This window comes from Microbacterium lushaniae, from assembly GCF_008727775.1.
In the GTDB taxonomy this organism is placed as follows: domain Bacteria; phylum Actinomycetota; class Actinomycetes; order Actinomycetales; family Microbacteriaceae; genus Microbacterium; species Microbacterium lushaniae.
Map to the genome: position 1 here is coordinate 3,196,366 of NZ_CP044232.1, position 25,465 is coordinate 3,221,830.

Consider the following 25,465-nt stretch of genomic DNA (forward strand, 5'->3'; position numbering starts at 1 on the left):
AAGAGAAGAGAAGGGACAGGACGCGCATGATCCTGCACATCGCCGCCTTCCGGTGGAAGGACGACGTCACCGAGGCCGACGTCACCGCACTCACCGACGCGCTCATGACCATGGCCGCCGGCATCCCGGAGCTCCGCTCCTACGTCGCCGCCCCCAACCTGCACCTGCGCCCGGCCGGCTTCGACTACGGCGTGGCCGCGGTCCTCGACGACCAGGCCGGGCTCGACGCCTATCTGGATCACCCCGAGCACCTCGCGGCGTACGAGAGCTTCATCGGCCGGATGCTCGCCGAGCGCGCCGCCGTCCAACTGCCGATCGCGGAGGGCTCCTTCCGGTGACCGACATGCTCGCCGCCGTGCTGCACGGCGTGGGCGACCTGCGGATCGAGACGAGATCGGTCCCCGTGCCCGGCGCCGGGGAGGTGCTGGTTCGGATCGACGCGTGCGGGGTGTGCGGCAGCGACGCGACGGAGTTCGGCCGCCACCTCGTCCTCGCCGCCCCTCCCGTCACGCTCGGCCACGAGTTCGTCGGCACGGTCGAGAGCGTGGGCGCGGGTGTGGACGACCTCTCCGCCGGGGCCGTCGTCGTCTGCGGCGCCGGCATCGCGTGCGGTGAGTGCAAGCCCTGCAGCGAGGGCCGCACGAACCTGTGCCGGTCGTACACGACGATCGGCTTCCACCACGACGGCGGCCTGGCCGGATACGTCCTCGCCCCCGCCGGCATCCTCCTCGACGTCACCGACGCCGGGCTGGCCACCGACACGCTCGCCCTCGCGCAGCCGATGGCGATCGGCGTGCACGCCGTCCGCCGCAGCGGACTGCGGGCGGGCCAGGATGCGGTGATCGTGGGCGCGGGCGGCATCGGCACGTTCATCACGATCGCCGCCGCCGCCACCGGCGCACGGGTGCTGGTGGTCGACCCGAATCAAGACCGCCTGGACCTCGCGCAGAAGCTCGGCGCGAGCGCGGGGCTGCGCGCCGGCGGCAGCACCCTGGCCGACACGCTGGAGGAGCTCGGCATGGACGCCGACATCTTCTTCGAAGTGAGCGGATCCGCGTCGGGGCTCGCCGCCATCCTGGAGGCGGCCAAGCCCGGATCCACGATCGTGCCGGTCGGGATCCAGCGGGGCGAGCCCGCGCTCGCGCTGGGCTCGTGGACGCTGCGGGAGTACACGATCGTCGGCACCGTCGCCCACGTGTTCGCCTCCGACTTCCCCGAGGCCGTCCGGCTGCTGGGCACGCGCGAGGACTGGTCCGACATCGCCGGCGAGGTCATCCCGCTCTCCGACGTCGCCGAACTCGCGCTGACGCCGCTCCTGGAGGGCCGCTCCACGCGCATCAAGTCGCTCGTCGACCCGTGGGCCACCGACGCGCGCCCGGCCCGTCACGGCCGTCGCTGAGTCAGCCCAGGTCGTCCATCGCCCGCAGGACGTCCACCGCAGAAGCCGGGCCCACCGAGTCGAGGACCTCGCCTCCCCCGTCCGGAGCATCCGGCAGGGCACGGTTCTGCTGCCGACGGCCCACGACGAACCACACGCCCCGGGCGACCGCGTCGGAGCGGTTGGAGTACAGGTGGGGGCGCACCGAGTCGAACTGCAGCGAGTCGCCGGCGCGCAGCACGTGCGTCTCGAAATCGAGGTGGAGCGTGAGCTCGCCCTCGAGGAGGTAGGCGTACTCGATGCCGGCGTGGCGCATCAGCTTGCCCTCCACCGAGCTGCTGGCCCCCGGCTCGTAGGTGACCAGGAGCGCGTCGGCCGGTCCGCCGGCGCCGGCGGCGAGGCGCTCCCAGCGCACGCCGTTCTCCATCTCGATCACGGGGTTCTCCGCGGCCCGCTGCACGTCGGGGAGGGGAGGACCGGCGTGGCCGAACATCGGCGCGGCCGGTGGCCGGGTCGACGGGATGCCGAGGAGATCGTCGAGCGAGACGCCGAGGTGACTGGCGAGGGCGTACAGCGTCGCCACCGACGGCTGGGTCTTGCCGATCTCGACCTGGGAGATGAGGCTCGCCGAGACCCCCACGGCCTGGGCGACGCTGCGCAGGCTCACTCCGCGTTCGGTCCGAGCCGCCCGGATGCGTTCACCCAGATGTTCGGGCATGGCGCCGCCTTCCGTGTCGGTTCGCCGTGGAGGCGGCGAGCACTGGGGTCATTGTAGAGCGATCGCCTTCCGCGCCTGTGCAGTCACGGTCGATGGCGGCCCGCCCGCGCCGGCCAGACGACCAGGCAGCGCCGGAGTTCCGGGCGTCGAGCTTCGCCTGCTGTTAAGCTCGGCTTCACGCGCGTGCAGCCTCACCGCCACCGCCTGCGACCGAGGAGGACTCGATGAAGAGCACCGGCACGACCGGCACGAACGGCGTCGATTGGGAGGAGCGGGTCGATTTCGACCGGCTGCGCGACGCGCGCCTGGCCCGGCTGAAGGCGCAGCTGGACACCTCCGATCTCGGCGCGGTGCTCGCCTTCGACTTCTCGAACATCCGGTACATGAGCGCCACCCACATCGGCACGTGGGCGATGGACAAGCTCATCCGCTTCGCGCTGCTCACACGCAACACCGACCCCATCGTGTGGGACTTCGGTTCGGCCGCCAAGCACCACCAGCTGTACAACCCGTGGCTGGACACCACCACCGCCGAGATGGACGCGAACCCCAGCGCCCCGCACGAGGGCGCCAAGCGCCCCCGCATGGAGTCCGGCGCCCGCGCGGGCATCTCGACGCTGCGCGGCGCCTTCCCGCCCGACGCGGGCATCGCCGAGGGCGTGGCGAAGAAGATCAAGCGCGAACTGGAGAAGTTCGGTGTGGCCGATCAGCCCCTGGGCGTCGACGTCATCGAGCTGCCGATCCTGTTCGCGCTGCAGAAGGAGGGCATCCAGGTCGTCGACGGGCAGCAGGTGTTCATGGAGGCCCGCCGCGTGAAGACGCACGACGAGATCCGCCTGCTCACCCAGGCCGCGTCGATGGTGGATGCCGCGTACGAGGAGCTGTACCGGTTCCTCCGTCCCGGCGTGCGCGAGAACGAGGCGGTGGGCCTGGTCGCCAAGACGCTGTACGACCTGGGCTCCGAATACGTCGAGGGAGTCAACGCGATCTCCGGTGAGCGCTGCTCGCCGCATCCGCACGTCTTCTCCGACCGCCTCATCCGCCCCGGCGACCCGGCGTTCTTCGACATCCTGCACAGCTGGAACGGCTACCGCACGTGCTACTACCGCACCTTCGCGGTCGGGTCGGCAAGCTCCGCCCAGCGCGACGCGTACACGCGCGCCCGGGAGTACATGGACCGCGCGATCGCGCTGGTGAAGCCCGGCGCGACCACCGCCGACATCGTCAAGGTGTGGCCCACGGCGCAGGAGTTCGGCTTCGCCGACGAGGAGGCCGCGTTCGCGCTGCAGTACGGCCACGGCGTGGGCCTGTCGATCTGGGAGAAGCCGATCTTCTCCCGGCTGACCTCGCTGGATCACCCCGAGGTGCTGCAGGAGGGCAACGTGTTCGCCCTGGAGACGTACTGGCCGTCGGCCGACGGGTGGGGTGCCGCGCGCATCGAGGAGGAGCTCGTCGTGACCGCCGACGGGTGCGAGGTCATCACGAAGTTCCCCGCCGAGGAGCTCATCGTCGCCGGACGCCGGTACTACACGATCGACGGCCCGCTGAACCTCGAGCGCGACGCGCAGTCGCACAAGAACACGGTGTGGGGGCGCGGAGAAGCGTGAGCACCGTCGGATTCCTCGGTCTCGGGTCGATGGGGCGCGGCATGGCCGCGCGCCTGGTGGACGCCGGCCACGACGTGCGCGTGTGGAACCGGTCGGAGGCGCCGGTGACGGCACTCGTGGAGCGTGGGGCGACGGCGGCCACCGTCGAGGAGGCGCTCGCAGCGGACGTGTCGTTCTCGATGCTGGCCGACGACGACGCGGTGCAGGAGGTGCTGACTCCGGCCACGCTGACGGCGGCATCCGGCCGCATCCACGTCGTCATGGCCTCCATCTCGCCCGCACTGGCCGATCGCCTCGAACACCACCTCACCGAAGCCGGCGCGGGCTACGTCGCCGCGCCCGTGCTGGGCCGACCGGAAGTCGCCGCCGCCGGGCAGCTCAACATCCTCGCAGCCGGGCCCGCCGGCACGGTCGAGACCGTCATGCCGTACCTGGAGGCGATGGGCAAGCGCGTGTGGCGACTGGGTGAGACCGCCTCGGCGGCGAACGCCGTCAAGGTGGCGGTCAACTACAACATCATCCACGCGCTCCAGGCCATCGGCGAGTCGGTCGCGATGACCGAGCGGCTGGGTGTGCCGGCCGAGGACTTCACCGAGCTGCTGTCCCAGACGCTGTTCGGGGGCGTGGTCTACGGCGGATACGGCAGGATCATCGCCGCGGAGTCGTACCACCCGCCGGGGTTCCACATGAGTCTCGGCCGCAAGGACCTCGCGCTCGCGGAGGAGGTGGCCGCCTCCGTCGGGGTGACTCCCGCGACGCTGCCCGGCCTCATCCGTGTCTTCGAGACGGCGCTGGCGGATCCGGATCTGAAGTCCGCCGACTGGAGCGCGATCGCCGAGGTCTCCCGCCGCGACCTCCTCTGACCCTTCGAGACGCGCCGTCGAAAGCACCACTGGACAAGCTGTCCAGTGGTGCTTACTGTGAACCCCAGGTCGACCCGCACGACGGCAGTCGAGCAGCGGTGCGCGATGTCGCACACCGCGGGGCGGGCCACCCGACGGCAATCAAGGAGGATGAACGTCTCATGCCCGGTACTCCCGCACCACAGCCCGGTCAGCCCATCGTGATCCGCGACGCCATCGTGCTGACGATGGATGACGCGCACACCGTGATCCCCGAAGGCGACGTGCTCGTCGTCGACGGCAGGATCGCCGAGGTCGGCGTCGACCTCGCCGCGCCCGAGGGCGTCTTCGAGATCGCCGCGAAGGGCGGCATCGTCATGCCCGGCATGGTGGACACCCACCGCCACATGTGGCAGTCCGCCATGCGCGCGTACGGTGCGGACTGGACCCTCACGCAGTACTTCGTCTGGTACTACCTCGAGCACGGCATGAAGTTCCGCCCCCAGGACGTGGCGGCGGGAAACCGCATCTCGGCGCTGGACGCCGTCGAGTCCGGCATCACCACGAGCCTGGACTGGTCGCACGGCCTGCGCACCCCCGACCACGGCGAGGCCGCCCTGGAGGCGCTGGCCGGATCGCCCGGGCGCTTCGTGCTGGCCTACGGCAACCTCGCCGGCGCCCCGTGGGAGTGGACGCAGGACCCCGCCGTGCGCCGGGTCATCGAGAAGGCACGGGATGACTCCCGCATGTTCGGCGCCCAGCTGGCCTTCGACGTGCCCGGCGACGAGGGCTTCCCCGAGCGTGCGGCGTTCCAGGCGGCGCGCGACCTGGGGATCTCCGTCACGACGCACGCGGGGGTGTGGGGGGCCACCGGCGACAACGGCATCCGCCTCATGTACGAAAACGGTGCGATGGTGCCCGGGACGGTGTACGTCCACGCCGCCACGCTCAGCGACGAGTCGTACCAGATGATCGCCGCCACCGGCGGCACGGTGTCACTCGCGACCGAGAGCGAGCAGACGTGCGGCCAGGGCTACCCGCCGGCCCACGCGCTGCGCCGGCACGGCATCGGCGCGTCGCTCTCGGTGGACACCAGCGTGTGGTTCAGCGCCGACATGTTCTCCGCGATGCGCACCACGATCGGCGCCGACCGGGCCCTCGAGCACTACATCGCCCATGAGAAGGGCGACACCGTCACCCACGCCACCATCCGCGTCGAGGAGGTCGTGGACTGGGCCACCCGGGGCGGGGCGAAGGCGCTGGGCAAGTGGGATGAGATCGGGAGCCTGGAGGCGGGCAAGCTCGCCGACGTCGTCCTCATCCACAATCCCGACTCCCCCACGATGGTGCCGATCGTCAACCCCTACGGTCACCTCGTCTACCAGGCAGGGCGCGGCGACGTGCACACGGTGCTCGTGGGAGGCGAGGCGGTGAAGTTCGATGGGAAGCTCGTCGCGGGCGACCTGGCCGGTGTGCGTACGCAGCTGGCGGACACCATCGAGTACCTGCGCAGCGAACTGGGCGACGAGGCATGGCGCGAGGGCATGAATCCGGACATCCCCGAGAAGGAGATCCTGTCCAACCCCTACCAGTACCGGCGCGAGACCGAGCCGTCCCACTGAGCTCCGGGCCGGCGCGTCAGGGGGCGAAGGCCCGCTCCACGAGTGCCCGCACGCGCCGGGCCACCTCGACGCGCGCGGCCGGCTCGGCGCGCGAAAGCTCCGTCGCCAGCATCCCGGCGACCAGGACGACGTCCTCGGTCTCCACGTGGCTTCCGATGCGGCCGGCGGTGCGCTCGCGTTCGATGAGACGGTCCACGAGGGTGCGGAACCGCTCCCCCAGATGCAGGACCGTCGGATCCTGTCGATGGGACGTGGTCAGTTCGATGAAGGCGGAGGAAGGCAGAGCCTGCGTCACGATGGCGTCGAACAGATCGGAGAGCCGGGCATCCCCGGGCGCGGCGATCGCTTCCAGTTCGGCGACGTTCTCCTCGAACACGGCAGCCGCGAGGGCGACCCGATCGGGGAAGTGGCGGTACAGGCTCCCCTGGCCGACGCCGGCACGGCGCGCGACGGCGGAGAAGGGGGCGCCGGGACCGCGCTCGGAGTACACCTCGCGCGCGGCGGCGAGCAGGGCCCGCCGGTTCTCGGGGCCCGCCGCGGGCCCGCGATTGTGCTTCGGCGGGACTTCCGGACTGCGCGACACCGGCGTAATCTTAATACCGGACACCGTTGTCCGGTAGTCCGATACGGAGGAGAACAAGCATGGGATACACCGGAGCCCCGCTCAGCGGCGACTCATCCATCGCGACCTGGCTCGACGACCCGGTGGGCGGCGCCATCCTGCGCGACCTGCTGGCCCAGGGCGGCCAGACACCCGAGGTCTTCAAGCCCGTGCGGCGCCTCGCCATCAAGCGCCTCGTGAAGATGAGCCGCGGCAGCTTCACGCAGGAGATGCTCGACGACCTCATCCGCCGGGCCGCCGCGGGAGAGGTCCCGGAGGGCGCGGTCGCGCCCACTCCGGCCACCGCCGACGGCGGTGCTGTCACGGAGGCCGCCACCCAGGGCGGTGACGCCGTGTCGCTGCGCGAGTGGACCGAGCGGATCGACCAGGGCCGCTTCTCCGGCCGGACCGTCATCGTCACCGGCGCCGGCTCCGGCATCGGCCGCGCCGCCGCATCCCGGATCGCCCGCGAGGGCGGCCGAGTGATCGCGGTGGACGTCTCGCAGGAGCGCCTGGACGAGGTCGTCGCCGAGCACCCCGGAACCGGCATGGAGGCCCTCGTGGCCGACATCACCGATGACGCCGCCGTCGCGCGCATCGTCGCCGCCGCTGGCGACACGATCGACGGACTGGCGAACATCGCCGGGATCATGGACGACATGACCCCCGTCGCCGAGATGAGCGACGCGGTGTGGCAGCGCGTGTTCCGCGTGAACGTCGACGGCACCATGAAGCTCATGCGCGCGGTCATCCCGATCATGCTCGCCCAGGGCGGCGGGTCGATCGTCAACACCGCGTCCGAGGCGGCGCTGCGCGGTTCTGCCGCCGGCGCCGCGTACACGGCGTCCAAGCACGCCGTGGTGGGCCTGACCAAGAGCTCGGCGTTCATGTACGGGCCTTCCGGGCTGCGCGTGAACGCGGTGGCGCCAGGCGCGACGATCACCAACATCCAGGCCACGTTCGCCTCCCCACTGGGCGCCGAGCGCGTGCAGACCGCGATGGCCGCCATGCCGGATGCGGCGGATGCCGAGGCGGTCGCCGCATCCATCACGTTCCTGCTCAGCGATGACGGCGTCAACGTCAACGGCGTCGTGCTCGCCAGTGACGGAGGCTGGTCGGCGGCGTGACAGCGAGGAGAATGCGCACATGACCACATCCGGCGAACCCGTCGTCCGCACCCGCAAGGGCGTCGTGCGCGGGATCGCGCGGGACGGTTCCACGGCGTTCCTGGGCATCCCGTACGCCCAGGCGCCCGTGGGCGCGCTTCGCTTCGCCGCGCCCGTGCCTCCCGAGCCGTGGGCGGGCGTGCTCGACGCCACGGCATTCGGACCCACGCCGCAGCGCGGCGACGCCGGCACCACGCTCATCCCCGAGCCCAGTGTGCCGGGCGAGGCGACCCTGAACGTCAACGTCTTCACCCCCAGAGTCGACGAGGACGCCGCGCTGCCCGTGCTGGTCTACCTGCACGGCGGCGGCTACGTCTCCGGGTCGCCGGCGAGCCCGTGGTACGACGGCGCCGCCTTCGCCCGCGACGGCGTCGTGACGGTCACCGTGTCGTACCGGCTGGGTTTCGACGGATTCGGCGAGATCGAAGATGCCCCCTCCAACCGGGCGGTGCGCGACTGGCTGGCGGCGCTGCGGTGGGTGCAGGACGAGATCCGCGCGTTCGGCGGCGACCCGGCGAAGGTGACCCTCGCCGGGCAGAGCGCCGGCGGCGGCGCGGCGCTCACCCTCCTGTCGATGCCCGCCGCACGGGGACTATTCCGCGCCGTGCTCGCGATCTCCCCCGCCCTCACCGAGATCGGCTCCGAACGCGCCCGGGCGATCACGCGGCGTCTGGCGGCGGCCGCCGGCGTCCCCGCCACCCGCGAAGGATTCGCCTCCGTGCCGGAGGAGCGGCTGTTCGCGCTGCAGGAGAAGGCCGGGCAACCCGAGACCGGCGGCCGGCTCGGCATCCTCACCTCCCTGCTGAACGAGGGCCTCCCGTGGGGGCCGGTGATCGACGGCGACCTGGTCCCGGAGCCGGTGCTCCCCGCTCTCGCGCACGGGGAGGGGAGCGCGGTCCCGCTCGTGCTCGGCACGACCGACGACGAGTTCACGATGGCCACCGCCCGCGCCCGCGGCATCCTGGGGTTCCTGCCGGTCGAGCTCGTGCTGGCCGCTCTGGGCCTCCGCGGGGCGCGACAGCGCGCGTACCTGCGGGCCAACCGCGCCCAGCGCCGCAAGGGCAACGCGGCCGTGCTCGGCCGATACGCGACCGACCTGGTCTTCCGCGCCGACATCCCGCGGGTCGCGGCGGCACGCGGGACATCCCCGACCTGGGTGTACCGGTTCGGGTGGACCTCGCCGGTGATCGGCTGGGCGTGCCACTGCCTGGACGTGCCCTTCTGGTTCGACTGCCTCGACGCTCCCGGCGTGGCCGCGATCGCGGGAGACGCCCCGCCCCGCGGTCTGGCCGACGCCCTGCACTCCAGCGCCGTGGCGTTCGTGCGCGACGGCGCACCCGGGTGGGAGGCGTGGTCCGAGCGCCCCGGCACCACCCGCGTGTTCGGCGGCCCGCCGTCCGAGCCCGACGTCCTCCACGACGGGTACGCCTCCGTCATGGCCCTGCACTGAGCCCCCTCACCCGGTCGGTACCGCGCGCCGCGGCCCGCCCGGTACGGCGGCCCTGACCGGCCACCGAAGACGGGAGGTGCCGCGATGCCGCAGGACCCGGGCCGCGCGCCCTCGTGGCACAGATCCGCCTCCCGCCTCGTGGTGACCTTCATCGTTCTGGTGGTGGTCACGGTCGTGACCGGGGCGACGTGGTCGTGGCTGATCGCGCCGGCCGTGGGCTGGACCGTGGCATCGGGGACATACTGCCTGTGGGTGGCGGTTTTCGTCCTGCGCATGGATGCCGTCGCCACGGCCGAGCACGCCACCCGTGAAGACCCGACGCGGCCGGTGGCGCACACCCTCCTGATCCTCGCGAGCGTCGCGAGTTTCGGCGCTATCGGTCTCCTGCTGCTCGAGTCGGGGCAGGTGCGGGGCCCCACGGCCGTGGCGCTCGGGGCAGCGGCCCTGATCACCGTCGCCGCATCCTGGTTCCTCATCCAGATCCTGTTCACCCTGAGGTATGCGGAGACCTACTACGCCGCCGGGAGCACCGGCATCGACTTCAATCAGACCGACCCGCCGCGCTACCACGACTTCGCGTACCTCGCCTTCACACTCGGGATGACCTACCAGGTGTCGGACACGGCGCTGACGAGCACCCGGATGCGCCGCCAGGCCCTCCGGCACGCGCTGCTGTCGTTCGTGTGGGGCGTCGTGGTGCTCGCGACCAGTCTCAACCTGGTGGTGAACCTGGCCTCCTGACGGCGGCGGGCTCGCGCGGGCGTTCCCCCGTAGGCGGGGCGCGTCAAGGCCCCTCGGGGCGCCTCCCGCACGCGTCATGATCGGGAGAGTCCGATACTCCCGCGCTCAGCGCGACCGAGAGGAGCCTTCACATGACTGACGGATTCGATGGCAGAGTGGCCCTCGTCACCGGCGCGGCATCCGGAATCGGCCGGGCCGTGGCGCTCGAACTCGCCGGCAACGGCGCGAAGGTGGTCGCCGTCGACCTCAAGGACGGCCCGACCCGGAGCATCGTCGACGAGATCGTCGCCGCCGGCGGATCGGCCATCGCCGCACCGGCCGACGTCGCGGACGCCCGGCAGGTGAAGTCGGGCGTGGATGCCGCGGTCGAGGCGTTCGGCGGGCTCCATCTGGCCTTCAACAACGCCGGCATCGGCGGACCGCAGGGCCTCCTCGGCGACTACGACGACAGCGACGGCTTCGCCGCCTACCAGCGCCTCATCGACATCAACCTCAACTCCGTCTACTACGGCATGCGGTACGAGATCCCCGCGATCATCGCCGCGGGCGGGGGCGCGATCGTCAACACGTCCTCCATCCTCGGGATCGTCGGCGAACCCGGCGCGGCGCCCTACACCGCCGCCAAGCACGGCGTCGCCGGCATGACGAAGTCGGCGGGTGCCGCATACGCCGCGCAGGGCGTGCGCATCAACTCGGTGCATCCGGGCTACATCGACACCCCGCTCCTGGATGCGCTCCCGAGAGAGGCGTACGAGGCACTCGTGCAGAAGCATCCGATCGGGCGCCTGGGCACGGCCGAGGAGGTGGCCCACCTCGTGGTCTTCCTGCTCAGCGACCGCGCGTCGTTCATCAACGGCTCGCAGTACCTGATCGACGGCGGCTACACCGCCGTCTGACCGTGGTGCGCGTCGGCGGCTACACCGCCGTCTGACCGGTGGTGCGCGTCGGCGGCCGGCGCTATCGTCCGGGGATGACCGACGACGACATCGCCGCGTGGCTCCGTGACAGTGATCCGAGCCTGCGCTGGCAGGTCGAGCGCGACCTCGATCACGCGCCCGAGGCGGTGTGGCGCGAGAGCCGGTCGCGCGTCGTGACGGAGGGTCACGGCGCCGCGCTCCTGGCGCTGCAGGACGAGGACGGGCAGTGGGCGGGCGGTGCGTACTTCCCCGCCGACGCGTCACCCGACGAGCCCGGCCAGCCCTGGACGGCGACGACGTGGTCGCTCAACTCCCTCCGGGAGTGGGGCGTCCCGCCGGATGCGCTGCGTCCGGACACCGCGGGGCTGCTCCACCGCAACGCCCGGTGGGAGTACGACGACCTTCCCTATTGGGGCGGCGAGGTCGACGCGTGCATCAACGGGTACACCCTCGCCAACGGCGGATGGCTCGGGGCCGACGTGAGCCCGATCGCGGGGTGGCTCGTCGGGCATCGCCTGAGCGACGGCGGCTGGAACTGCGACTGGGTCGAGGGCGCCACCCGGTCCTCCTTCCACTCAACACTCAACGCGCTCACAGGCATCCTCGATTTCGAGGAGCGCACCGGCGGGACCCCGGAGCTGACGGCGGCGCGCCGCGGCGCGCAGGAGTACCTCCTCGAGCGCGGCCTGATGCGGCGGCGCTCGACCGGCGAGGTCCATGCTCCGTGGGCCACGCACTTCGCCTACCCGTACCGCTGGTTCTACAGCGTCCTGCGGGCGGCGGACTACTTCCGCGCTGCGTCGCTGCACGACGGCGTCGGGGCGGACGAGCGCATGGCCGAGGCGATCTCCCTCATCCGCGACGCCCGCGATGCCGACGGCACGTGGCACCAGCAGCTGCGCCACGAGGGGCGCAGCTGGTTCGAGGTCGACGCCCCGCCCGGTGAGCCGTCACGGTGGCTCACCTTCCACGCCCTGCGGGTCCTGGAGTGGTGGGATGAGGCGCGACGGCCCGCACCGGCGTGAGGACGTGCGACGCTGAGACATGCGCATCGCACTGACCGGCTCATCCGGCAAGCTGGGCACCGTCGTCGAACGTGAACTCCGCGCGGCCGGGCACGACATCGTCGCTCTCGACGCAGTCGGGCGCCGCCGGCCCGGCTTCGTGCAGGTCGACCTCACCGACTACGGGCAGGTCATCGACGCCCTCGGCGGCGCCGGAGACGACCGTGGGCCGATCGACGCCGTCGTGCACCTCGCCGCCATCCCCGCGCCCGGTCTCCGCCCCGACGTGACGACCTTCCACAACAACATCACGGCGACCTTCAACGTGTTCTGGGCCGCCGTGCGCTCCGGTGTGCGGCGCATCGTGTACGCCTCGAGCGAGACGGTGCTGGGCCTGCCCTTCGACGTCCCGCCGCCCTACATCCCGGTGGACGAGGAGTACCCCGCGCGCCCGGAATCGGTGTACTCCCTCGTCAAGCACCTCGAGGAGCAGCTCGCGATCGAGCTCGTGCGGTGGCATCCCGACCTCTCGATCACCGCCCTGCGCTTCTCGAACGTCATGGTGCCCCAGGACTACGCCGAGTTCCCGTCCTTCGACGCCGACCCACGCTCGCGCAAGTGGAACCTGTGGGGCTACATCGACGCGCGGGACGGCGCGCAGGCGATCGAGCGTGCGCTGGAGGCGGCCCCCGCCGGCTTCGACCGGTTCATCATCGCCGCCGCCGACACCGTGATGAGCCGCCCGAACGCCGAGCTGGTCGCCGAGGTCTTCCCCGACGTGCCGGTGCACGGAGACCTCGGCGAGCACGACACGCTGCTGTCGATCGGCAAGGCCCGGCGCCTGCTCGGGTACGCCCCGCGCCACTCGTGGCGCGACGCCTGACCGCTCTTCGCTGCCGCCGCATCCCCCGTCTGCGCCACCCCGTCTGCGCGGGCACGACCTCGCGCACGATCACCGCGGCGCTCCGCCGCATCCCGCCGTCTGCGCCACTTCCGTGCAACCGCGCCACTTCTTACTGCCGCGATTGCACCGAACAGGCGCGAACGTGGGGAACCGGCGACGTCGACGGCGGGATGCGGTTGCGGGATGCCGAGGCGCGGTACTCGCGCTCGATCACCGCGGCGCTTCCGCCGCATCCCCCGTCTGCGCCACTTCCGTGCAACCGCGCCACTTCTTACTGCCGCGATTGCACCGAAGTGGCGCGAACGTGGGAACCGACGCCGGCGCCGGCAGTGGGGGCCTCGATGATCGCGTGCGGCATCCGCTTCCGCATGACCGCGATCGCGTCGGGGTTGTCGTCCACGAGCACCGCGTGGCGGCCGAGCGCGGAAGCGACGGCTCCCGTCGTGCCGCTGCCGGCGAAGAGGTCGAGCACGAGGTCGCCGGGGCGGCTCGACGCCTGCACGATGCGCCGCAGGATCCCCTCGGGCTTCTGCGTCGGGTACCCGGTCTTCTCGCGGCCCGAAGTGGGGACGATCGTGTGCCACCACACGTCGGTGGGGAGCTTCCCCCGCGCCGCCTTCTCGGGCGTCACGAGCCCTGGGGCCATGTACGGCTCGCGGTCCACGGCATCCGAATCGAACCAGTACCGCTGCGGATCCTTCACGTACACCAGGATCGTGTCGTGCTTGGTGGGCCAGCGGCGCCGCGACTTGGCGCCGTAGTCGTACGCCCACACGATCTCGTTGAGGAACCTCTCCCGGCCGAACAGGGCGTCCAGCAGCACCTTCGCGTAATGCGCCTCGCGATAGTCCAGGTGCACGTAGAGCGTGCCGTCGGGTGCGAGAAGCCGCCACGCCTCCAGAAGTCGCGGCTCGAGGAAGCCCCAGTAGTCGTCGAACCGGTCGTCGTACACGCGCAGGTCGCCCCGCAGCTTCGCGTACTCCTGTCCGCGGAACCCGAACCGCGGCCCCATCGGCGTCAGCCCGTCCTCCGCCGGACCCGGACCGGATGCCGCGGACTCATCCGCGAGCGGGAGCATGGTCTCCACCGCGCGGGCCCGCGAGCGGCCGGTGTTGAACGGCGGATCGAGGTAGATCAGCGTGAAGGCGGCGTCCGGCAGCGACCTTGCGACGTGGAGGTTGTCGCCGGCGTGGATGCGGACCGACCCGACGGGCGCGTCTGCCCCGCCGTCGCGAGTGGTCACGGGACGCGCTGCAGCCACGCGTCGGTGGCGAACTTCGAGGCCACCAGGGCCTCGGCCTCGGCGTATTCCTCTTCGGTGATATGGCCGGGAACCGCGCCGTACAGCTTCGTGAAGGTCTCGATGAACCGCTCGATGATGGCCTCACGCGGCAGGCCGGTCTGGCTGCGCAGCGGATCCACGCGCTTGGCGGCCGACTGGGTGCCCTTGTCGCTGAGCTTCTCACGGCCGATGCGCAGCACCTCGGTGAGCACCTGCCCGTCCATGTCGTAGCTGAGCGTCGCGTGGTGCAGCACGCCGCCGTTGGCCAGGCGCTTCTGGGCCGCGCCGCCGATCTTGCCGTGCGGGGAGGCGATGTCGTTGAGCGGCTGGTAGGTCGCCTCGATCCCGAGCGAGCGCAGTGCCTGCAGCACCCAGTCGTCGAGGAAGGCGTACGAGTCGGCGAAGGTCATCCCGGCCACGAGGGATGCGGGGACGTAGAGGGAGTACGTCACGATCGAGTTCGCCGCCATGAGCATCGCTCCGCCGCCGGAGATGCGCCGTACGACGTCGAATCCGTGACGGGCGGCGCCGGCGGGGTCGACCTCGTTGCGCACCGACTGGAACGACCCGATCACGACGGCGTTCTCATTCCACTCCCACAGCCGCAGCGTCGGGTTGCGCCGCCCGTCGCCCACGCGCGTGGTGAGCACTTCGTCCAGGGCCAGGTTCATGAGGGGCGAGACCGGCTGGTCGTGCACGACCTCCCAGGAGAAATCGCGCCACCCGGGGGCGGTGATGAGCGCGCGGCGCACCGCCGTGCCCACCGCTTCCGGCGTGAACCCCAGCAGCTGCGCGCCCTCCGGCAGCGCCGAGCGGATCGCCGCCGCGATCGTGGCCACGTCGGATTCGACGGGCAGGCCGTTGACGGCCGCGTCGATGTCGCCGAGCGCCGAGTCGGGCTCGAGGAAGAAGTCGCCGGCCAGGTGGAAGCCTGCGATGCGTCCGTCGTGGTCTTCGAGGTCGACGACGACGAGCTTGCCGCCGGGCACCTTGTATTCGCCGTGCATGGCCCTCAGCCTACGTCCGGCTGCGGCCTCACGCGGTGACGATGCGGTGCAGCGTCTCGGGTGCGAGGGCGTGCTGGAGGGCGAGGATCCCCGCCCCGATGACGGCCGCGTCCTCCGCCGCGGCGGAGTGCACGATCGCGAGGCGCTCTGTGGCCAGCGGCATCGAGCGGGTGTAGACCACTTCGCGCACGCCCGCGATCAGGTGCTCGCCCACCCGCGCCATCGAGCCGCCGATCGCGATGACCGACGGATTGAGCAGGCTCACACTCGTCGTCAGCACTTCGCCGATGTCGCGGCCGGCCTGGCGGACGGCCTGGATCGCCTCGAGGTTGTTGTGCTTGACCAGGTCGATCACGTCATCGCCGCCGTCGGCGGGGATGCCCTGTGCACGAAGCACGCGGGCGATGGCCGGCCCCGACGCCAGCGCCTCGAGGCATCCGCGGCTGCCGCAGTGGCAGGGCACGTCGGCGCCGCGCGCCACCCGCACGTGTCCGAGGTCGCCGGCGACCCCCTGTGCGCCGCGCAGCAGCCGGCCGCCCGAGATCACGCCCGCCCCGACCCCGGTGGCCACCTTCACGAACATCAGGTGCTCGGCACCGTTCCACGCGACGGCGCGTTCGCCGAGGGCCATCAGGTTGACATCGTTGTCGACCAGAGCCGGCGCCGACAGGTGCTGCAGCATCCACCCCGGTACGTCGAAACGGTCCCACCCCGGCATGATCGGGGGGTTCACCGGCTGCCCCGTGGAGTGCTGCACGGGGCCGGGCACCCCCATCCCGATGGCAGCGAGGTCGCTTTCGGAGCGGCCGGTGCGCTCCAGCAGCGACGTCAACGCCGCCACGACACGTGTCAGCACCGGCTCCGGCCCGGATGCGACGTCCAGCGGTTCGGTGCTCTTGACCAGGATCGCGCCGGTCAGGTCGATGAGCGCCACGGTGGCGTGCGAGGCCCCGAGGTCGACGGCGCCCATGACACGACCGCCCGGGTTGAGGGCGAACTGCGACGACGGGCGCCCGCCCGTGGACGCGGCATCCGCCACCGGCGACACGAGCCCCAGGCGCATGAGCTCCTCCACGCGTGCGGCCACCGTCGAGCGGGCCAGCCCCGTCGCCTTGGCCAGCTGGGCGCGCGTGCGGGGGACGCCGTCGCGCAGCAGCTGGAACAGCTCGGCGACACCGCCGGAGCCCACCGACGATTCTTCGCTCATGAGTGCCACGAAGTCAGTGAATCACAGCCGCCGCAGCGGTCTGCACCCGCGCGTGCGGCGCCACCGCCGGCCGTCACGTCCCGCGGGTGTTCGTGCGGGCGAACCGCTGCTGCAGCAGCACGGCGACCACGATGATGATGCCCTTCGCCACGTTCTGCACGGAGGAGGACAGATTGTTCTGCACGAACACGTTCTGCAGCGTCGCGAAGATCAGGACGCCCAGCACGGTGCCCGTGATGGTCCCCCGGCCGCCGGCGAGGAGCGTGCCGCCGACGACGACGGCGGCGATCGCATCCAGTTCCAGCAGCGTGCCGTGCGTGGACGTGCCCGAGGTGGTGCGCCCGAGGATCATGATCGCGCCGATGCCGGCGGTCAGCCCCGACAGGGCGTACAGCCAGGTGATGTGCCGCTTGACGTCGATGCCCGCGAGGCGCGCGGCCTCACGGTTGCCTCCGATGGCGACCGTGCGACGACCGAACGTCGTGCGGTTCAGCAGGATCCAGCCGCCGAGGGCGACGAGGACGAAGATCCAGATGAGCATGTCCACGCCCAGGAAGTCGGCGTTGAGGGCGGAGACGAACGCCCTCGAGTCGACGATGAGGGTGCGGCGCTCGGCGAGGATCTCCGCGAGACCGCGGGCCGCGACGAGCATCGCGAGCGTCGCCATGAAGGCCACGACCTTCCCGTAGGCGATGATGACGCCGTTGATCAGTCCCGCGGCCACGCCGACGGCCAGCGCCACGACGACCATGACGATCCAGTGCGTGCTGTCGACGAGATCCTGCACGGCGCTGAGGGTCGCCACGATCGAGGCGAGCCCGAGGACCGATCCGACCGACAGGTCGATGCCGCCGGAGATGATGACGAACGTCATGCCGATGCTGACGACCCCGATGATCGAGGCCTGCCGCAGGATCACGAGGACGTTGTTGATGCTCGTGAAGGTGTCGCCGGCGGTGATGGTCCCCACCACGAAGAGCACGAGGAGGGCCACGATGAGACCGAGGTTGCGGCCGAACGAGCCGCGCAGCATGCGGCGCAGGACCGGTTCGCGGGCGGACGGCCCGGAGGGCGACGGCGATGTCGCTGCCGGGCGGGATGCGGTCTGCTCGCTCACGCGGCAGCTCCTTTCATGACGAGGTCGAGCACACCGTGCTCGTCGATGTGGGACGCCGGTACGGTCTGGAGCACGCGCCCCTCGGCGATGACGAGCACGGTGTCGGCGAGTCCGAGCACCTCTTCGATCTCGCTGGAGACCACGACGATGGCGTTGCCGGCTGCGGAGAGCGCCCGGATGAGCGCGTAGATCTCGGCGCGCGCTCCGACGTCGACGCCGCGCGTCGGCTCGTCCAGCAGCAGCACCTGTGTGCCGTGGACGAGCCAGCGGGCCAGCAGGATCTTCTGCTGGTTGCCGCCGGAGAGGGTCGCCGCCGGGCGGTCGGGGTCGGCGGGGCGCAGTTCGAGCGCCTCGATCTGCTCGCGCGCCGCCCGGCGCTCCGCCCGCTCATCGAGGAAGCCGGCCCGCGCGTACCGGCTGAGGGAGGAGAGGGTCACGTTGACGAAGAGCGGCTGGTCCAGGAGCAGCCCCTGGCTCTTGCGCTCTTCCGGCGCCAGGCCGACGCCCGCCCTCACGGCGGCGGTCACCGACCCCGCACGCAGCGTCCGGCCCGCCACCTGCACACTGCCGGCGGTGGCCCGCCTCGCCCCGTACACGGTCTCCAGGATCTCCGAGCGGCCCGAGCCGACGAGGCCCGCGAGCCCCACCACCTCCCCGGCACGCACCGAGAACGACACGTCCTCGAAGACGCCCGCCAGGGCGAGCTCGCTCACCTGCAGCACCGTGGGGGCATCCGGCGGTACCGGGACGCGCGCGGGGAAGACGTTCGCCACCGCGCGTCCGGTCATGAGGCGGATGAGTTCGGTCGTCGGCGTATCGGCCACCGGGAGACCGGATGCGGTGGACCGGCCGTCCTTGAGCACCGTGATGCGATCGCCGATCTGCCGGATCTCCTCGAGCCGGTGCGTGATGTAGATCACCGCGATGCCCGCGGAGGTCAGCTCGCGCACGACGTGGAAGAGGTTCTTGACCTCCTCGGTGTCGAGCACCGCCGAGGGCTCGTCCATCACGATGAGCCGGATGTCATGCGACAGCGCCCGCGCCATGCTCACGATCTGCTTGCCGGCGGCGCTGAGCTCGCCGGCCTCGGTGTGCGGCGACATGTTCGGGTGCCCGAGCCGGGCCAGCAGCTCGCGCGTGCGCGCGGCGGCGTCGGCACGGCGCGTGAAGCCCGCGCGCCCGATCTCGTGGCCGAGGAAGACGTTCTCGGCGACCGTCAGGCCGTCGACGATGTCGAGTTCCTGGTACATCGTCGCGATGCCCAGGCGCAGTGCGGCTTCGGGGTCGGGGATCTCGACGTCTTCGCCCTGCCACACGATCGTGCCGTCGTCGGGTCGGTGCACTCCGGCGAGCAGCTTGATGAGGGTGGACTTGCCGGCGCCGTTCTGGCCGAGGATGCAGTGCACCTCCCCGGGGCGGACGTTCAGGTCGACCCCTTTCAGCGCCGCGACGCCGGCGAACGACTTGGTCGCCCCCCGCACTTCGAGTAATGCCGATGGGTGGTCATCTTTGATCACGTCGCAGACAATACACGTGACCCGGCGAGAACACGATGCCCCCGCATCCCCTATTCCGGACCCTGGCGGACCACCCGCACCCGCGCGAGGTGGCGTTGCGGCACGGCCGGCCTGTGGCGCGAGGCTTATGACGGGTTGCGAACAAAAGCTGTTCGCCATCGGGCGCCTCTGCTACCGTGACGCTGTCAGCGCGGCCTACCAGGGGAGCACCACAGCACCGGCTCGCGGCCCTGACCCTGCATCGCATTCAAGGAGGAAGTCATGCATTCACTGCGCACTGCGCGCTCCCGCGCACTGCTGTTCGGCGGCGCCGCCCTCGCGGTCGTCGCACTTCTGGCCGGCTGCACCCAGGGTGCCGAGGAGGCCGATGTCGTCGACCAGGGCACCACGAGCGAGGAGAACGCCGAAGAGGGCGACACCGTCACGATCGGTTTCTCCGGACCCGCCGCCGACCACGGCTGGCTCGGCGCCATCAACTCCGGCGCGCTGGCGGCGGCGGAGAGTTTCCCCGACGTGGATCTGCAGGTGGCCGAGGGGACGAACGACGTCACGGCCCAGATCGCGGCGGTGGAGACGTTCATCAACGACGGCGTGGACGCCATCGTGCTGCTGCCCAGCGACGGTGCGGCGCTCACCGAAGTGGCCATCAAGGCCATGGAGGCGGGGATCCCGGTCGTCAACGTCGACCGGGAGTTCTCCAGCCCGTTCGCCGCGCGGACGACGGTGCTCGGGGACAACTACGGCATGGGGGTCAGCGCCGGCACCTACATCTGCGAACAGCTCGACGGAAACACCGACGCCGTCGTCGCCGAGATCGCCGGCATCGACTCGCTGCCGCTGACGCAGGACCGCTCCCAAGGATTCGCGGACGCGCTGGAGGACTGCGGCCTCGAGGTCGGCCCCCGCGTCGCCGCCGACTTCACGGTGCAGGGCGGTGAGAGCGCGGCATCCCAGCTGCTGTCGGCCAACCCGCAGATCGACGCCATCTGGAACCACGACGACGACCAGGGGATCGGTGTGCTGGCGGCGATCGATTCGGCCGGCCGGGACGAGTTCTTCATGATCGGCGGCGCCGGCTCCCGCAACGCGATGGAGGCCATCGAGGCGGACGACACCGTGCTGAAGGCGACGGTCATCTACCCCTCGACGCAGGCTGCGGACGGTATCGCCCTCGCCCGGCTGATCGCGCAGGGGAAGACCGCGGGCGACCTGATCACCCCGAGCGTGCCCAACCGGGTCGTGCTGGATGCCCCGGTGGTGACCAAGGACAACGTGTCGGAGTTCATCGACCTCGCGTTCGAATCCTGAGCCCGTGGGGCGTCCGGTAACCTCGGACGCCCCACATCACTTCCGTTCCGCCCCAGACAGGACACCTCTGTGAGCACATCTCTCCGCGTCGCGATGATCGGTCACGGCTTCATGGGCGCCGCCCATTCGCAGGGATGGCGCGTCGCGCCGCGCTTCTTCGATCTGCCGGCGGCGGTCGAGATGGCGGTCGTGGTCGGGCGCAGCGAGGAGAGCACGCGTGCGGCGGCAGAGAAGTGGGGCTGGGCCGAGGCGGCCACCGACTGGCGCGAGGTGATCGCCCGCGACGACATCGACATCGTCGACATCGTCACCCCCGGCGACTCGCACGCAGAGATCGCCATCGCCGCGCTGGAGGCCGGCAAGCACGTGATGTGCGAGAAGCCGCTGGCCAACACCGTCGCCGAGGCGGAGGCGATGACCGCCGCCGCCGAACGCGCCGCCGCGCAGGGGGTCCGCTCCATGGTGGGCTTCACCTATCGGCGCGTGCCCGCGGCGACCTTCGCCCGCGACCTGGTCGCGGCCGGCCGCATCGGCGAGGTGCGTCAGGTGCGGGCGGAATACCTGCAGGACTGGCTCTCCGACGCCGACGCCCCGCTCACGTGGCGCCTGCAGAAGGAGCGGGCCGGCTCCGGTGCCCTCGGCGACATCGGCGCGCATGCGATCGACCTCACCGAGTTCATCACCGGGGAGCACGTCACGCGCGTCTCCGGCGTGGTGGAGACCATCGTCACCGAGCGCCCGCTGCTGGGCGAAGGCATCGGCCTGTCGGGCACCGCCTCCGCCGAGCGCGGCGCGGTCACCGTCGACGACCTCGCGCTGTTCACCGGACGGCTGGAAAGCGGCGCGCTGGCGTCGTTCGAAGCATCCCGGTTCCGCACCGGGCGCAAGAACGCGCTGCGCATCGAGGTCTCCGGGTCCGCCGGCGCCCTCTCCTTCGACCTCGAGCGCATGAACGAGCTGGAGTTCTACGACGCCACGGCGGCCGAGACAGAGCTCGGGTTCCGCCGCATCCTCGTCACCGAGCACGACCATCCGTACGTGTCGGCATGGTGGCCCACCGGGCACATGCTGGGCTACGAGCACGGGTTCAGCCACCAGGTCGTGGACTTCGTCGCCGCGATCGCCGACGGCTCGCAGCCGCACCCCTCGTTTGCCGAGGGGCTGCACGTGCAGCGCGTGCTGGACGCCGTCCAGCAGAGCTCGGCCCAGGGCAGCGCCTGGCTCGACGTCGGCTGATCCACCTCCCGTTCCCTCCGCGAAAGGACACCCGCAATGGCGCGACCGATCACCCTCTTCACCGGCCAGTGGGCCGACCTGCCCTTCGAGGAGGTCGCCCGCCTCGCCGGGGAGTGGGGCTATGACGGATTGGAGATCGCCTGCTGGGGCGATCACCTCGACCCCTGGCGCTGGGACGACGACGCCTACGTGCAGGGCAAGCTCGACGTGCTCGAGCGCAACGGCCTGAAGGTGTGGACGATCTCCAACCACCTGAAGGGCCAGGCCGTCTGCGACGACCCCATCGACCAGCGGCACCGCGACATCCTGCCCGACGTGGTGTGGGGCGACGGCGACCCCGAGGGTGTCCGCACGCGCGCGGCGGAGGAGCTGAAGAACACCGCGCGGCTCGCGGCGAAGCTCGGCGTGAAGACCGTCACCGGGTTCACCGGCTCGTCGATCTGGAAGTACGTCGCGATGTTCCCGCCCGCCTCGGCCGAGCTGGTCGATGCCGGCTACCAGGACTTCGCCGACCGGTGGAACCCGATCCTCGATGTGTTCGACGAGGTGGGCGTGCGCTTCGCCCACGAGGTGCACCCCTCCGAGATCGCCTACGACTACTGGACGACCGTGCGGACGCTGGAGGCCATCGGGCACCGCGAGGCCTTCGGGCTGAACTGGGACCCCTCGCACATGGTGTGGCAGGACATCGACCCGGTCGCGTTCCTGTGGGACTTCCAGGACCGCATCTACCACGTGCACTGCAAGGACACGAAGAAGCGCCTCACCAACGGGCGCAACGGACGGCTGTCGTCGCACCTGGCATGGGCCGATCCGCGGCGCGGATGGGACTTCATCTCCACCGGCCACGGCGATGTGCCGTGGGAGGACGCGTTCCGCATGCTCAACGCGATCGGGTACCAGGGGCCGCTGTCGGTGGAGTGGGAGGACGCCGGGATGGATCGCCTCGTCGGCGCCCCCGAGGCGCTGGGCTTCGTGCGGCGGATGTCGTCGTACGAGCCGTCCGGCGCGGCCTTCGACGCGGCCTTCAGCACGAAATAGCCCTGGGGGGCGGCGCTTCCCCGCGCGTCAGTCCCGCGCGGGGAAGCGCGGGTCCAGCCACGCGAGGAGGTCGGCGCGCACGTCGGCCTGAGCCACCTCGTTGAAGATCTCGTGGCGCGCGCCGGGGTAGACGAGCGTCGTCACGTCGGTGAGCTTCGAGCGGCTGCGGTAGGCGTCGGCCAGGCGGTGGACGCTGCGCGGACCGGCCACAGTGTCGTCACGTCCGACCATCAGCAGCACCGGGATGTCGCGACCCAGATCGCGTCGCGGAAGCCCGTACAGCCGGACGCCCTCGGCGACGCCGAACAGGCGGGCGATCGGCACGGAGGTGGTCAGCGGGTCTTCCACGAACGCGACGCCGACGGCGTCGTCCGACGACAGCCACTGCATCCCGTGGCCCTTGGCGCTGCGCCACGGCTTGTTCAGGTCGCCGGCGTTGAGCGAGCGCGGGGTGCGCAGCCCCGATCCGCTCAGCACGAGCGCGTCATAGGCGTCGGGGTGATCGTTCAGCAGGATCTGCGCGAGGAACGACCCCCACGAGTGCCCGAAGAGGATCAGCGGCAGATCCGGATGCTGCGCCCGGATGCGCTGCGTCAGCATCCACACCGCGTCGACCGCCGCGCGGTGCCCGCCCCGGCCCAGACGGCCGAGCTTGCGCGCATCGCCGCCGTGCTGGCGCAGGCCCGTCCGGCCGTGGCCGCGGTGGTCGTCGGCGTAGACGGTGTAACCGGCGCCCACGAGGGCCGCGGTGAGGGCGCCGTAGCGGCCGGCGTGCTCACCGACGCCGTGGAGCAGCTGGACGACGGCCCGGGGGCGTGCGGCGGCCTCGGCGACGTCGTAGACGATGGCGACCCCGTGCGCATCGACGAACTCGGGCATGCGCCGAGTCTAGGGGCGCCCGTCGACCTTTTCTTAGCAAGACTAATGAGCTAAGCTAAACAACGGCATGACAGAGTCGAACACTTCCCCCTCCGACCTCAGCGCCGCCGCATCCGATGTCCGCATGGCCACCTTCCGGCTGGCCCGCCGACTTCGCGCCGAACGTGCCGTCGACTCGATGAGCGACGGACAGTTCGCGGTGCTCGCGGTGCTCAAGGTGCACGGCCCGCACACCCTGGGCGAGCTCGCCGAGCGCGAGCGCGTCACCGCGCCGTCGATGAACCGGACCGTGAACTGCCTGCAGGAGTCCGGCTTCATCACGCGCACTCCCATGGACGATGATCGCCGCAAGGTGCTCGTGGACCTGACCCTTGCCGGCCGTGACGTCGTCGAGGAGACGGTACGCCGCCGGGATGCGTGGCTGGAGACCGCGCTGGGCGAGCTGACCGAGACGGAGCGCGCGGCCCTGTCCGACGCCGCGGCGGTCCTGCGGAAGCTGGCCGACCGATGACCGCCATGTTCCGGTCGTTCGCGATCTTCAACTACCGCGTGTGGTTCATCGGCGCGGTGGTCTCCAACATCGGCGCGTGGATGCAGGCCACGGCGCAGAACTGGGTCGTCCTCACCGAGCTGACCGCCAACGACGCGGGCGCCATGGGCATCACGATGGCGCTGCAGTTCGCCCCGCCGCTGCTCCTGGTGAGCGTCACGGGATGGGTCGCCGACCGCTTCGACCGGCGCAGGCTCATCATGGTGACGCAGACCCTCATGCTGCTGCTGGCGGTGGCACTGGGCGTGCTCGTGCTCACCGGCGTCATGACGCTCCCCCTCATGTACGTGTTCGCCTTCGCGCTGGGCATCATCACGGCCTTCGACAATCCGGCTCGGCAGGCGTTCGTGTCCGACCTGGTCACGCGCGAGAACGCCTCCAACGCCGTCGCTCTCAACGCCGCGTCGTTCAACACCGCCCGCCTCATCGGCCCCGCGGTGGCCGGCGTCATGATCGTGCTGATCGGCAGCGGGTGGGTGTTCCTGGTCAACGCGACCACGTTCATCGCGATGCTCGTGGCCCTCGCCCTCATGCGACCGCACGAGTTCATCCCGCGGGCGGTGGGATCGGGCCGATCGCGCCTGGCCGACGGCTTCCGCTACGTCGGCGGACGGCCCGACCTGCTCGTGATCTTCTCGATGGTCTTCCTGCTGGGCGCGTTCGGCATGAACTTCCCGATCTTCGCCTCCACGATGGCGCTGGAATTCGGCCACGGCGCCGACGGGTTCGGCCTGCTCAGCTCCATCCTCGCCATCGGCTCGCTGGCGGGGGCGCTGCTGGCGGCCCGCCGAGACCGGGCGCGCATGCGCGTCGTGATCTTCGCCGTCGGCGGCTTCGGCCTCGCGATGATGGCGTCATCGTTCGCGCCGACCTACCTGACCTACGCCCTCGCGCTGGTGTTCGTGGGCTTCGCGGCGGTCACGACCCTCACGACCGCGAACGGCTACGTCCAGACGACGACCGATCCGGTGCTGCGCGGCCGCGTGCTGGCGCTGTACATGGCGATCCTCCTCGGCGGAACGCCCGTCGGCGCCCCCATCGTGGGGTGGATGGTCGACGCCTTCGGCACGCGTGTGGCGATCTTCGTCGCGGCGATCATGGCGCTCGTCGCGTGCGCCATCGGCGTCACCTGGACGCTCGCATCCGGCCGCCTGCGCCGGCACGAGAGCCGCCGGTTCCGCCTCACCCTGGACGAGACCCTCCCCATCACGGTCATCGCGCCGGTGCCGGAGGAGTTCAGCGACGAAGTCGCCGGCACGACCCCCATCCCACTGCCGCATGCCACGAGCGCGGCACGCTCGAAGAACTCGCGCGCCGACCGTCCTGACCTCGAGAAATCTCTGGACAGGAAGTTTTAGCTAGATAAGCTAG

Annotated in this window: 24 protein-coding genes; 16 read left to right on the forward strand and 8 right to left on the reverse strand. The window is 71.1% G+C overall.

The genetic code is table 11. The features are described from left to right. Window positions 1-26 precede the first annotated feature (26 nt). Together F6J85_RS15475 and F6J85_RS15480 are read left to right on the forward strand one after the other, a co-directional pair. A complete protein-coding gene (locus F6J85_RS15475; RefSeq protein WP_150926398.1) occupies window positions 27-338 on the forward strand; it encodes a Dabb family protein in 312 nt (103 codons plus the stop codon). A 5-nt stretch (window positions 339-343) separates the two neighbouring features. After that, a complete protein-coding gene (locus F6J85_RS15480) occupies window positions 344-1,399 on the forward strand; it encodes a zinc-dependent alcohol dehydrogenase (RefSeq protein WP_238707136.1) in 1,056 nt (351 codons plus the stop codon). A gap of 1 nt (window position 1,400) precedes the next feature. On the opposite strand, the gene F6J85_RS15485 is transcribed toward F6J85_RS15480, so the two are convergent. Beyond that, window positions 1,401-2,096 (reverse strand): helix-turn-helix domain-containing protein, encoded by a 696-nt coding sequence (locus tag F6J85_RS15485; RefSeq protein ID WP_150926402.1) that lies wholly within the window; start codon window positions 2,094-2,096, stop codon window positions 1,401-1,403. Window positions 2,097-2,320: 224 nt separating this feature from the next. Here F6J85_RS15485 and F6J85_RS15490 point away from each other — a divergent pair, with 224 nt between their 5' ends. The 3 genes from F6J85_RS15490 to F6J85_RS15500 all read left to right on the forward strand — a co-directional run bounded on the left by F6J85_RS15490 (window position 2,321) and on the right by F6J85_RS15500 (window position 6,167). Next, a complete protein-coding gene (locus F6J85_RS15490; RefSeq protein WP_150926404.1) occupies window positions 2,321-3,703 on the forward strand; it encodes a M24 family metallopeptidase in 1,383 nt (460 codons plus the stop codon). Next, window positions 3,700-4,566 carry an NAD(P)-dependent oxidoreductase gene (locus F6J85_RS15495; protein WP_150926406.1) on the forward strand — a complete coding sequence of 289 codons (867 nt, stop codon included), beginning with the start codon at window positions 3,700-3,702 and terminating at the stop codon, window positions 4,564-4,566. The genes F6J85_RS15490 and F6J85_RS15495 overlap by 4 nt, the downstream gene beginning before the upstream one ends. A gap of 161 nt (window positions 4,567-4,727) precedes the next feature. Continuing rightward, window positions 4,728-6,167, forward strand: a complete 1,440-nt coding sequence (locus tag F6J85_RS15500; RefSeq protein WP_150926408.1) for an amidohydrolase family protein — start codon at window positions 4,728-4,730, stop codon at window positions 6,165-6,167. A 16-nt stretch (window positions 6,168-6,183) separates the two neighbouring features. Here the strand turns inward: F6J85_RS15500 and F6J85_RS15505 are convergent, their stop codons facing one another. After that, complete coding sequence (locus F6J85_RS15505; protein WP_191906653.1) at window positions 6,184-6,750, reverse strand: TetR/AcrR family transcriptional regulator; 567 nt, start codon at window positions 6,748-6,750, stop codon at window positions 6,184-6,186. 59 nt (window positions 6,751-6,809) lie between these two features. Here F6J85_RS15505 and F6J85_RS15510 point away from each other — a divergent pair, with 59 nt between their 5' ends. The 6 genes from F6J85_RS15510 to F6J85_RS15535 all read left to right on the forward strand — a co-directional run bounded on the left by F6J85_RS15510 (window position 6,810) and on the right by F6J85_RS15535 (window position 12,929). Beyond that, complete coding sequence (locus tag F6J85_RS15510; protein ID WP_150926412.1) at window positions 6,810-7,895, forward strand: SDR family NAD(P)-dependent oxidoreductase; 1,086 nt, start codon at window positions 6,810-6,812, stop codon at window positions 7,893-7,895. 19 nt (window positions 7,896-7,914) lie between these two features. Continuing rightward, entirely contained in the window at window positions 7,915-9,384 is a 1,470-nt protein-coding gene (locus tag F6J85_RS15515; RefSeq protein WP_150926414.1) for a carboxylesterase/lipase family protein, read from the forward strand. A gap of 84 nt (window positions 9,385-9,468) precedes the next feature. Then, on the forward strand, window positions 9,469-10,125 hold the full coding sequence (locus tag F6J85_RS15520) for a DUF1345 domain-containing protein (RefSeq protein WP_150926416.1): 657 nt from the start codon (window positions 9,469-9,471) through the stop codon (window positions 10,123-10,125). A 131-nt stretch (window positions 10,126-10,256) separates the two neighbouring features. Next, the gene (locus F6J85_RS15525; protein ID WP_150926418.1) at window positions 10,257-11,021 is read left to right on the forward strand and encodes an SDR family NAD(P)-dependent oxidoreductase; all 765 of its coding nucleotides are present in this window, start codon (window positions 10,257-10,259) and stop codon (window positions 11,019-11,021) included. A gap of 74 nt (window positions 11,022-11,095) precedes the next feature. Continuing rightward, on the forward strand, window positions 11,096-12,067 hold the full coding sequence (locus tag F6J85_RS15530) for a squalene cyclase (protein ID WP_150926420.1): 972 nt from the start codon (window positions 11,096-11,098) through the stop codon (window positions 12,065-12,067). A 19-nt stretch (window positions 12,068-12,086) separates the two neighbouring features. Continuing rightward, window positions 12,087-12,929, forward strand: a complete 843-nt coding sequence (locus F6J85_RS15535) for an NAD-dependent epimerase/dehydratase family protein (RefSeq protein WP_150926422.1) — start codon at window positions 12,087-12,089, stop codon at window positions 12,927-12,929. Window positions 12,930-13,221: 292 nt separating this feature from the next. Here F6J85_RS15535 and F6J85_RS15540 read toward each other — a convergent pair whose 3' ends face one another. From F6J85_RS15540 to F6J85_RS15560, 5 genes are all read right to left on the reverse strand, one after another. Next, window positions 13,222-14,193, reverse strand: coding sequence for a DNA-methyltransferase (locus tag F6J85_RS15540; RefSeq protein WP_150926424.1), 972 nt, complete (start codon window positions 14,191-14,193; stop codon window positions 13,222-13,224). Further along, window positions 14,190-15,239 (reverse strand): lipoate-protein ligase LplAB, encoded by a 1,050-nt coding sequence (locus F6J85_RS15545; protein ID WP_150926426.1) that lies wholly within the window; start codon window positions 15,237-15,239, stop codon window positions 14,190-14,192. The genes F6J85_RS15540 and F6J85_RS15545 overlap by 4 nt, the downstream gene beginning before the upstream one ends. A gap of 28 nt (window positions 15,240-15,267) precedes the next feature. Then, on the reverse strand, window positions 15,268-16,446 hold the full coding sequence (locus F6J85_RS15550) for an ROK family transcriptional regulator (protein ID WP_150927515.1): 1,179 nt from the start codon (window positions 16,444-16,446) through the stop codon (window positions 15,268-15,270). Between the two features lie 73 nt (window positions 16,447-16,519). Further along, the gene (locus F6J85_RS15555; protein ID WP_420846098.1) at window positions 16,520-17,563 is read right to left on the reverse strand and encodes an ABC transporter permease; all 1,044 of its coding nucleotides are present in this window, start codon (window positions 17,561-17,563) and stop codon (window positions 16,520-16,522) included. Further along, window positions 17,560-19,080, reverse strand: a complete 1,521-nt coding sequence (locus F6J85_RS15560; RefSeq protein ID WP_238706982.1) for a sugar ABC transporter ATP-binding protein — start codon at window positions 19,078-19,080, stop codon at window positions 17,560-17,562. Before F6J85_RS15560 ends, F6J85_RS15555 begins: the two co-directional genes overlap by 4 nt. Before the next feature lie 261 nt (window positions 19,081-19,341). On the opposite strand from F6J85_RS15560, the gene F6J85_RS15565 reads away from it, so the two are divergent. The 3 genes from F6J85_RS15565 (at window position 19,342) to F6J85_RS15575 (ending at window position 22,665) form a co-directional block, all read left to right on the forward strand. Next, window positions 19,342-20,388, forward strand: a complete 1,047-nt coding sequence (locus F6J85_RS15565) for a substrate-binding domain-containing protein (protein WP_150926428.1) — start codon at window positions 19,342-19,344, stop codon at window positions 20,386-20,388. A gap of 93 nt (window positions 20,389-20,481) precedes the next feature. Further along, the gene (locus F6J85_RS15570; protein ID WP_150927522.1) at window positions 20,482-21,624 is read left to right on the forward strand and encodes a Gfo/Idh/MocA family protein; all 1,143 of its coding nucleotides are present in this window, start codon (window positions 20,482-20,484) and stop codon (window positions 21,622-21,624) included. Between the two features lie 36 nt (window positions 21,625-21,660). Further along, window positions 21,661-22,665 (forward strand): sugar phosphate isomerase/epimerase family protein, encoded by a 1,005-nt coding sequence (locus tag F6J85_RS15575; RefSeq protein WP_150926429.1) that lies wholly within the window; start codon window positions 21,661-21,663, stop codon window positions 22,663-22,665. A 27-nt stretch (window positions 22,666-22,692) separates the two neighbouring features. Here F6J85_RS15575 and F6J85_RS15580 read toward each other — a convergent pair whose 3' ends face one another. Further along, window positions 22,693-23,544 carry an alpha/beta fold hydrolase gene (locus F6J85_RS15580; protein WP_150926431.1) on the reverse strand — a complete coding sequence of 284 codons (852 nt, stop codon included), beginning with the start codon at window positions 23,542-23,544 and terminating at the stop codon, window positions 22,693-22,695. Between the two features lie 67 nt (window positions 23,545-23,611). Here F6J85_RS15580 and F6J85_RS15585 point away from each other — a divergent pair, with 67 nt between their 5' ends. Together F6J85_RS15585 and F6J85_RS15590 are read left to right on the forward strand one after the other, a co-directional pair. Beyond that, a complete protein-coding gene (locus F6J85_RS15585) occupies window positions 23,612-24,055 on the forward strand; it encodes a MarR family winged helix-turn-helix transcriptional regulator (RefSeq protein WP_238706983.1) in 444 nt (147 codons plus the stop codon). Window positions 24,056-24,060: 5 nt separating this feature from the next. Then, entirely contained in the window at window positions 24,061-25,452 is a 1,392-nt protein-coding gene (locus F6J85_RS15590) for an MFS transporter (RefSeq protein WP_191906815.1), read from the forward strand. The last annotated feature ends 13 nt before the right edge of the window (window positions 25,453-25,465 follow it).

What these genes read in the sequence shown, in the direction of transcription:
- F6J85_RS15475 (WP_150926398.1), top strand. Translation starts at nt 27, where the DNA reads ATGATCCTGCACATCGCCGCCTTCCGGTGGAAGGACGACGTCACCGAG.
- F6J85_RS15480 (WP_238707136.1), top strand. Translation starts at nt 344, where the DNA reads ATGCTCGCCGCCGTGCTGCACGGCGTGGGCGACCTGCGGATCGAGACG.
- F6J85_RS15485 (WP_150926402.1), bottom strand. Translation starts at nt 2,096, where the DNA reads ATGCCCGAACATCTGGGTGAACGCATCCGGGCGGCTCGGACCGAACGC.
- F6J85_RS15490 (WP_150926404.1), top strand. Translation starts at nt 2,321, where the DNA reads ATGAAGAGCACCGGCACGACCGGCACGAACGGCGTCGATTGGGAGGAG.
- F6J85_RS15500 (WP_150926408.1), top strand. Translation starts at nt 4,728, where the DNA reads ATGCCCGGTACTCCCGCACCACAGCCCGGTCAGCCCATCGTGATCCGC.
- F6J85_RS15510 (WP_150926412.1), top strand. Translation starts at nt 6,810, where the DNA reads ATGGGATACACCGGAGCCCCGCTCAGCGGCGACTCATCCATCGCGACC.
- F6J85_RS15515 (WP_150926414.1), top strand. Translation starts at nt 7,915, where the DNA reads ATGACCACATCCGGCGAACCCGTCGTCCGCACCCGCAAGGGCGTCGTG.
- F6J85_RS15520 (WP_150926416.1), top strand. Translation starts at nt 9,469, where the DNA reads ATGCCGCAGGACCCGGGCCGCGCGCCCTCGTGGCACAGATCCGCCTCC.
- F6J85_RS15525 (WP_150926418.1), top strand. Translation starts at nt 10,257, where the DNA reads ATGACTGACGGATTCGATGGCAGAGTGGCCCTCGTCACCGGCGCGGCA.
- F6J85_RS15530 (WP_150926420.1), top strand. Translation starts at nt 11,096, where the DNA reads ATGACCGACGACGACATCGCCGCGTGGCTCCGTGACAGTGATCCGAGC.
- F6J85_RS15535 (WP_150926422.1), top strand. Translation starts at nt 12,087, where the DNA reads ATGCGCATCGCACTGACCGGCTCATCCGGCAAGCTGGGCACCGTCGTC.
- F6J85_RS15545 (WP_150926426.1), bottom strand. Translation starts at nt 15,239, where the DNA reads ATGCACGGCGAATACAAGGTGCCCGGCGGCAAGCTCGTCGTCGTCGAC.
- F6J85_RS15550 (WP_150927515.1), bottom strand. Translation starts at nt 16,446, where the DNA reads ATGAGCGAAGAATCGTCGGTGGGCTCCGGCGGTGTCGCCGAGCTGTTC.
- F6J85_RS15565 (WP_150926428.1), top strand. Translation starts at nt 19,342, where the DNA reads ATGCATTCACTGCGCACTGCGCGCTCCCGCGCACTGCTGTTCGGCGGC.
- F6J85_RS15570 (WP_150927522.1), top strand. Translation starts at nt 20,482, where the DNA reads ATGATCGGTCACGGCTTCATGGGCGCCGCCCATTCGCAGGGATGGCGC.
- F6J85_RS15575 (WP_150926429.1), top strand. Translation starts at nt 21,661, where the DNA reads ATGGCGCGACCGATCACCCTCTTCACCGGCCAGTGGGCCGACCTGCCC.
- F6J85_RS15580 (WP_150926431.1), bottom strand. Translation starts at nt 23,544, where the DNA reads ATGCCCGAGTTCGTCGATGCGCACGGGGTCGCCATCGTCTACGACGTC.
- F6J85_RS15585 (WP_238706983.1), top strand. Translation starts at nt 23,612, where the DNA reads ATGACAGAGTCGAACACTTCCCCCTCCGACCTCAGCGCCGCCGCATCC.
- F6J85_RS15590 (WP_191906815.1), top strand. Translation starts at nt 24,061, where the DNA reads ATGTTCCGGTCGTTCGCGATCTTCAACTACCGCGTGTGGTTCATCGGC.